Raw genomic sequence first — 3,247 nt, forward strand, 5'->3', positions numbered from 1 at the left:
CCAGCACCGACTACATCAACACCATCAGCCCGGAGCAGGAGCCCTGGTTCCCCGGCGACGAGCACATCGAACGCCGCATCCGGGCCTATATCCGGTGGAACGCGGCCATCATGGTGAGCCGCGCCAACCGCCCCGAGTTCAATGTCGGCGGTCACATCGCGACCTACGCCTCGAGCGCGAGCCTCTACGAGGTGGGCTTCAACCATTTCTTCCGCGGCAAGGACCATCTCAGTTCCTCGCCGGGAAGCGCCTCGGGTGACCAGATCTTTATTCAGGGTCACGCGTCCCCGGGCATCTACGCCCGCGCCTTCCTGGAAGGCCGGCTGACGGAGAAGCAGCTCGACGCCTTCCGGCGCGAGGGCGAGTCGGGCGGCCTGTCGTCCTACCCCCACCCGCGGCTTATGCCTGATTTCTGGGAGTTTCCCACGGTTTCGATGGGGATCGGGCCGATCAACGCCATCTATCAGGCCCGGTTCAACCGCTACCTGCTCAACCGCCAGATCAAGGACACCTCGAACAGCCGGGTGTGGGCGTTCCTCGGCGACGGCGAGATGGACGAGCCGGAGTCGATCGGCGCGCTGGGCGTGGCCGCCCGCGAGGAGCTCGACAACCTCATCTTCGTGGTCAACTGCAACCTGCAGCGCCTCGACGGCCCGGTCCGCGGCAACGGAAAGATCATGCAGGAGCTGGAGTCGCTGTTCCGGGGCGCCGGCTGGAACGTCATCAAGGTGGTCTGGGGCCGCGACTGGGACCCGCTGCTGGCCAAGGACACCGACGGCGTGCTGGTAAACCGCATGAACACCACGCCGGACGGGCAGTTCCAGACCTACTCGACGTCGTCGGGCGAATACATCCGGGAGCACTTCTTCGGCTCGGACGCCCGGCTGCGCCGGATGGTCGCGGACCTCTCCGACGACGATCTGCGCAAGCTCTCCCGCGGTGGCCACGACTACCGCAAGCTCTACGCGGCCTACAAGGCGGCGACCGAGCACGCGGGCCAGCCCACGGTCATCCTCGCGCACACCATCAAGGGCTGGACCCTGGGCAAGGACTTCGAGGCCCGCAACGCCACCCACCAGATGAAGAAGCTGACCAAGAGCGAGCTCAAGGAGTTCCGCGACCGGCTCTATCTGGCGATCCCGGACTCGGCGCTGTCAGGTGACCTGCCGCCCTACTGCCACCCCGGGCCGGACTCCGAGGAAATCGCGTACATGCGGGAACGCCGGGCCGCACTCGGCGGGTCGATCCCGCGGCGGGTCGTGCGGGCCAAGCCGCTCCCCCAGCCGCCAGCGAAGATCTTCGACGAGCTCCGGAAGGGCTCCGGCAAACAGCCCGTCGCCACGACGATGGCCTTCGTCCGGCTGCTGAAGGACCTCATGAAGACCAAGGAGATGGGCGCGCGTTTCGTGCCGGTCATCCCCGACGAGGCCCGCACCTTCGGCATGGACGCGATGTTCCCGACGGCGAAGATCTACTCGCCGCACGGGCAGCGATACGAGGCCGTCGACCGCGAACTGCTGCTGTCCTACCAGGAGTCCGAGACCGGTCAGATACTGCACGAGGGCATCAGCGAGGCCGGGTCGATGGGCTCGGTGATCGCCGCCGGCACAGCGTACGCCACCCACGCGCAGTACATGATCCCGGTCTACGTCTTTTACTCGATGTTCGGCTTCCAGCGCACCGGCGACCAGATGTGGGCGCTCGGCGACCAGCTCGGCCGCGGGTTCCTGCTCGGGGCGACCGCCGGTCGGACCACCCTCAACGGCGAGGGCCTGCAGCACCAGGACGGCCACTCCCTGCTCCTGGCCTCGACTAACCCGGCCTGCGTGGCCTACGACCCCGCCTTCGCCTTCGAGGTGACGCACATCGTCCGGGAGGCGCTCGACCGAATGTACGGCGAGCGGGACGACAACGTCTTCTACTACCTCACCGTCTACAACGAGCCGGTGCCGCAGCCGGCCGAGCCCGCGGGTCTCGACCCGGCGCAGATCATCTCCGGAATGTACCGGTTCCGCTCGGCCGAGGGCCTGGTCCGCGGGCTTCCGGCGGCGGGGGCCGGCGTGGACTCCCCGCCGCGGGCCCAACTGCTGGCCAGCGGGACTTCCATCCACTGGGCGCTGGCGGCGCAGGAGATCCTTGCCGCCGACTTCGGGGTCGCCGCCGACCTGTGGTCGGTGACCTCGTGGAACGAGCTTCGGCGGGAGGCGCTCGACTGCGACCGTGCCAACCTGCTCAACCCCGAGGCCGACGATGCCGTGCCGTACGTGACCCGCGCTCTCGAAGGGGCCGCCGGCCCGGTCGTGGCGGTCTCCGACTGGATGCGCGCGGTGCCCGACCAGATCTCCCGGTGGGTTCCGCAGCCGTTCACCTCGCTGGGCACTGACGGGTACGGCCACTCCGACACCCGGGCCGCCCTGCGCCGGCACTTCAAGGTCGACGCCGAGTCGATCGTCGTCGCGACCCTGGAAGCCCTCGTCCGGGCCGGTGAGGTCAAGGCCACCACGGTCGGGGACGCGATCAGGCGATTCGGGCTGCGCGCCGGCGAGGCCGGCCTGAACGGGCCCGAGGCGATCGTGGCCGGCACCAGGATCGTGGCCAGCACCGAGCAGGACGAGCGGCCGATCTCGGGCTGACCGACTCACCCAGGCCCCGGAGCGCCCGGCCCCGGGATTGCCCGGATTGCCCGGGCATCCGGGCCATTCGGGGCCTCCCCTGCGCCGACGGAGCCACCTGCGGGCTCCCCGGTGCCGGACCGGACCCCCGCGGGGCCCACCCGGCGCGGAGCCCCGGGTAGCGGGTCCGGAAGGTGGGGCCCGGAAGGTGGGGCCCGCGCGATGGAGCCCACCGCGTTGGGGCCATCACCTCCAGGCCGGCCCGTCCGGCCCATCCGGCCCACCGCATTCGGATCGGTACCTCCGGGCCACCCCGACTGGGCGCCGGGCCGCGCGCCGGATCCCCTTGGCGCCCGATCTCGGCCCCGCGACCTCGGGTTTCATTCTCCGGGCCCACCGCGTTGACCTTCTGCATCCGGGCGCACCTGGTTCCGGCGCGCCCGGTCCGGACCCCCCGGAGGAGTTACCCAGCGCATCAGCACTGTCCGTGATGAACCCCACCGCGCTTGGCTTCATCGGGGTCCACCGCCGTCCCCGATTCGGCTACGCCCCGGGGCTTTCGCGGTACCCCATGTTCCACTCGATGACGCGTTGAGTTCCGCATCGCCGCCGCGGACACTAGGGCCTGTTTGGGA

The 3,247-nt window shown here is 69.9% G+C and carries 1 protein-coding gene; it reads left to right on the top strand.

Translation table 11 applies throughout. The features are described from left to right. Window positions 1-2,633: pyruvate dehydrogenase (acetyl-transferring), homodimeric type (gene aceE, locus AC08OQ_RS18645; protein WP_476612268.1), on the top strand; the 2,633-nt coding region annotated here is incomplete at its 5' end. Window positions 2,634-3,247 lie beyond the last annotated feature (614 nt).

It is taken from the genome of Frankia sp. CcCS3 (assembly GCF_977927575.1).